Consider the following 4513-nt stretch of genomic DNA (forward strand, 5'->3'; position numbering starts at 1 on the left):
ACTTAAAAACCTTAGATAATAAGGGAGTGAAATAATATGGCAACAATTAATTTGCCACAAGTACCTTTTACATTAGAAGGTATAATAATATTTTTGTTAAATCGACCAATACCAAACGATTACAAAAACAATGAATTATTGAAAATATGAATAAGCAATTAATTAAAGAAAAATCAATTATTATTTCTGACATGCAACCATTATATTTATTAGTAGCAAAACAAACAAATTCTACTCTATATTCCACAAAAACTAGTACAAACCCCGATACTAGTTATCGAAAGTTAAATAAAATTAGTAAATTACAATCCAGTCTTAAAGAAGCCTTAATTCATTATCATGGTTTGGGTTTCACTAATATTCAAAATTATTTAAATCTATGAAAATGAAAATACCAGCATAAAGGTTTAACACCAAAACAACAATCAACGGTATTATATTTTAACGTTTAAAAAATTTAAAGCAAAATCATAATCTTACACAAAATTAATTTTTAAATTGTCATATTGATGATTTTTTTTATTTCATCAAGAGTTTTCTACAAAATTAAAGGTTTTTTCTTGATTAATTTCAACTATTCCATTATTAACAATTAATAATCCGGTTTCATCTTTCATATCTGGGAAAAGATGACTAAAATGAAAATTATTATATAAATGTTTTTTTTTTGCAAAATTTGCAATCATTGAATTATTATTTAATTCAGCATATGTTGCTAAAGTAATTAAAGCAGCATTGATTCCTCGCTCTGGTAAACTACCGTGTGAAGATTTTCCTTTAACAATTAAGCAATCATTTTCTACCTTTGTTTCAATATTTTTTTGTTCTAATTTAGTTTTAATATCATCCAAATATGGACCTTGGTAACTAACAACATCAGCAACAGAATTATACGCTTCACCACCTATTAATGTGAATGACTCACCTTTACCAATGATATCAGCATTAATAATTCCTTTTTCAGCATATACAACAGGAAATTCTCCATCTGGCGTATATCCTAAGGCAGGTACTCCCTCTGTTTCCATATAAGCTTTAATTGACGCTCAATCTGTTTCTTCTGTTAAACCAAAAATTAAACGAATCGTATAATCTGGACGATAATTATGATCTTTTAAATATTTTAAAGCATACAAATTAATAATTGTCGGACCTTTGTCATCAATTGCTCCTCGACCAAACAATTTATTATCTTTAATTTGTGGTTTAAATGGTTCAAACTCTCACTTGTTAAGATCACCTGGAGGAACAACATCTAAATGTCCTAAAATCGCAAAAATTTCTGAACCAGAACCATATTCAACATAACCATAACGATTTTCTGAATCTTGATATGTTTTGAAACCTAATTCTGTTCCTAACTTAATGACATATTCTAAAACTTTTTTTGTTCCTTCTCCAAATGGTGCTCCTGGTTTTGCTTAACTACGAACTGAAGGAATTCGAATAATATCCTGAATTTTTTGTAAAGCTTCATCAAAGTATTCTGTTAGTAATTTATCAACATTAATTTCCATAATTTTCTTCCTTTCTTATAGTTTTAATCTCTTATATTTTCTTAATTATCAATTCTAATTATTCACAGTTCTTCTTTAGTTACATTATAGCATAAGTCTTAATCCATAATATTAACTAAAATATCATTTAAAATATTTAAACCTTGGCTTGTACAACGTAAATGATTATTATCAAAAACTAAATTATTTTTTTGTACTTCTACATTAATTTTATTTTGATAGTAATCTACTGCTGCTTTTGCATCTCTAACCTTTGTTAAATCAATGCCATTTAAAACACGTAATCCCATCATTAAAATTTGAAAATAATAATCCTTTACCGACAATTCTGTTTTAGTTTGTGTTCAGTTAGCATATTTTCGCGAATTCTGTAATAAATAGTAACCATCGTTATTAATAAAACCAGCTGCACTAGGGCCAAGCAGTCAAAAAGACTTATTAGTTCAATACGCTAAATTATGTTGTGATTTTTTGTTGTTATTAGTATAATTTGAAATTTCGTATCTTTCATAACCTATTTTAGTTAATGCAGTATTAATAATTTCATCAAATGCAATATCATACTCTGGTAATTTAAGTTTTGTTTTACCCCAATATGAATTTTCTTTTAAAATTAATGAATATCAACTAATATGATCAGGTTGTAATTTTTGAATCATTAACAAATCTCCCTCAATATCAGCTTGTGTTTGATCAAATAAATTATAAATTAAGTCAAACGAAATATTATCAAAACCTTCTTGACGAGCTAAGTAATAACTATTAACAACAGCAGCACTATTATGATAACGATTAACTTTTTTTAATAACTGATCATTAAAAGTTTCAACACCAATTGAAAGACGGTTAATCTGATATTTCTTTAAAAGTTGTAATTGACTTTTTGTAATTTTTTCTGGATTTAACTCAATTGTATATTCCATTATTGGGTTTTGCACAACTTTTTGTAATAGTTGTAATAGTTGTTCTAATTGATTATCATCTAAACTATTTGGTGTTCCTCCTCCCAAATAAATTGTTTTTAAAGCAAAATCAGGATGGGGTTGAGCAATCTCATGTGCTAATGAAGTTAAATATTCTTCAATCATTATTGGGCGTGATTTTTTAATTTTAAAAAAATCACAATAAAAACAAATATGGTCACAAAAAGGAATATGTACATATAAATGTTCAATCATTGTTAATCCTCACTTCTTTTATATTTTAATAATATAGATTTATAATTTTAAGTGCAACAATTATATGTTTTTTAATAATTAAATTAAAAGATTTCATTTAAAAATTAACCAACCTCAAATTCAATTATTTGCAAAAATGAATATTCACCATTATTAATAATCATTTCTTCCTTTCCTGGAGAAATAAAAAAACAATAGTCAAAGTCATTCATTAATAATATTTTATTTTTAGTATATTTATTTATATTTGCAATTTTTGTTAATAATTTTACAGTAAAAGATTTTTCAGTTTTATTAATTAGATTAATTGTATTTCCAGAACCACTAGAAAGATTAAACGATAATAGTTTTAGATTTGAATTTGTTTTACTGTTAAAAAAAATTAATAATAGGTATAAAAATTGAAGTAATATGAATTCCTTCTGACTTTTGTTCTAAAACACTAGCAACTTCAAGTACCTTATCAAAAGTCGCTTGGTTCACCTTAAAAACCAAACGATGATTATCATAATATGTTTCTAATTTAAAATAATGTCAAAAATTCATTACAATATTTGCAAATTGCTTAAGCTGAAAATCAAAGACATTTTTTTCTACTAAAACTTTAACCTTTTGTTCTAGCTTTATGGAAGTCCGCAAATGTTTAAATGGTAAACCTTCAAGTATAAATTTTTCTACTGTCATAGTTCCAATTTCAATTGAAACATAATAATCTTCGTACTCAGTTACTTTTTTTAGAATATATGTTTCTTTATAAAAATTTAACAAATTTTCTGGTGTTAATTTCATTGGGTCATATCCCTTGCCGGCTCATGCTAAAACAGAATCCTTTTTAAAGGACATAGAATCTGAATTCATAAAAAAAGTACTCTTATAATCGGATAAATTACTACCAAAAAATAAAATATTTTCATTCTTTAAAGCCTCCCTAACAATGAGCCAAATTATCTTGCTGGGATGTCATTCATAAATATATTTTCTCACTCTAATTTGAAATTTTTGATCTTTTAAAACTTTATTAACAAACATAGTAAAATACTCCTCAATATTATCCTGAAGCTTACTTAAAACATCTAAATCATTAGTTATAACTACTAGAGCATTAATCTTATCTCTCGCTGGCAATCCTTTAAATCTCACTTCATAATCAATATTAACTTGCACTGTAATTCCCAATACCTCTTGTGGAGTATCTTTTAATAACCTCCCGGTGTTATCAAAATTAATATTATACAAAGTAAATAAAATATTATCCTCATCTAAAAACAACGGCATTGTATCAACATAATAATTTGAATAGAGATCTCGTAAACTTTGATTCAAATTAGCAAACTCTACTTTAAAACCAGTAAGCAACTGTGTTAAAAAACGATATTTACTAATTCTTTCATCCGTCAATGTCAAACCATCATTCTCTTTTTTTAACTCATCAACTAACTCTGCAACAAATGGTATTTGATCCGGATAATCATTAATATCAATTGTTGCCTTTGTATCTCACCACGCTTCAAAAGTTTGCTTTACTTCCTGTTTTATATCATTTAAAATACCAAGATCTTGATTATGATCTAATTCATCTTTATCATCACGTTCATGCTTTTCTCGTGCGGTACAACTAACCACCCCAAACGCACTACCTAGAGTGCACCCCAAAAAGTAAGTATTAGTAAAAAAGGTTTATAAACTTTTATTTATTATATCCTTTTCTTTGCGGCTTGAATATCATTTATTTCATTTTTTAACATCATTAATATATTCGTCATGCGATAAGTAAATATTGTTATGAATTGTTGCTTTTTTTAATAAAGAATGAAAACT

At 26.3% G+C, this 4513-nt stretch carries 5 protein-coding genes; 2 read left to right on the forward strand and 3 right to left on the reverse strand.

Translation table 4 applies throughout. From position 1 onward, the window contains the following. Positions 1–36: 36 nt before the first annotated feature. Together D9R21_RS08535 and D9R21_RS04465 are read left to right on the forward strand one after the other, a co-directional pair. Positions 37–162 (forward strand): hypothetical protein, encoded by a 126-nt coding sequence (locus D9R21_RS08535; RefSeq protein WP_255416615.1) that lies wholly within the window; start codon positions 37–39, stop codon positions 160–162. Then, positions 147–452, forward strand: coding sequence for a hypothetical protein (locus D9R21_RS04465; protein WP_126821266.1), 306 nt, complete (start codon positions 147–149; stop codon positions 450–452). Before D9R21_RS08535 ends, D9R21_RS04465 begins: the two co-directional genes overlap by 16 nt. Positions 453–476: 24 nt before the next feature. On the opposite strand, the gene D9R21_RS04470 is transcribed toward D9R21_RS04465, so the two are convergent. From D9R21_RS04470 to D9R21_RS07940, 3 genes are all read right to left on the reverse strand, one after another. Beyond that, a complete protein-coding gene (locus D9R21_RS04470; RefSeq protein ID WP_408641297.1) occupies positions 477–1379 on the reverse strand; it encodes a Sapep family Mn(2+)-dependent dipeptidase in 903 nt (300 codons plus the stop codon). Positions 1380–1615: 236 nt separating this feature from the next. After that, positions 1616–2695 carry a radical SAM family heme chaperone HemW gene (hemW, locus tag D9R21_RS04475; protein WP_126821267.1) on the reverse strand — a complete coding sequence of 360 codons (1080 nt, stop codon included), beginning with the start codon at positions 2693–2695 and terminating at the stop codon, positions 1616–1618. Positions 2696–3067: 372 nt separating this feature from the next. After that, positions 3068–4348, reverse strand: coding sequence for a hypothetical protein (locus D9R21_RS07940; RefSeq protein WP_196234378.1), 1281 nt, complete (start codon positions 4346–4348; stop codon positions 3068–3070). Between the last annotated feature and the right edge of the window lie 165 nt (positions 4349–4513).

It is taken from the genome of Spiroplasma endosymbiont of Megaselia nigra (genome assembly GCF_003987485.1).
Classification (GTDB): domain Bacteria; phylum Bacillota_I; class Bacilli_A; order Mycoplasmatales; family Mycoplasmataceae; genus Spiroplasma.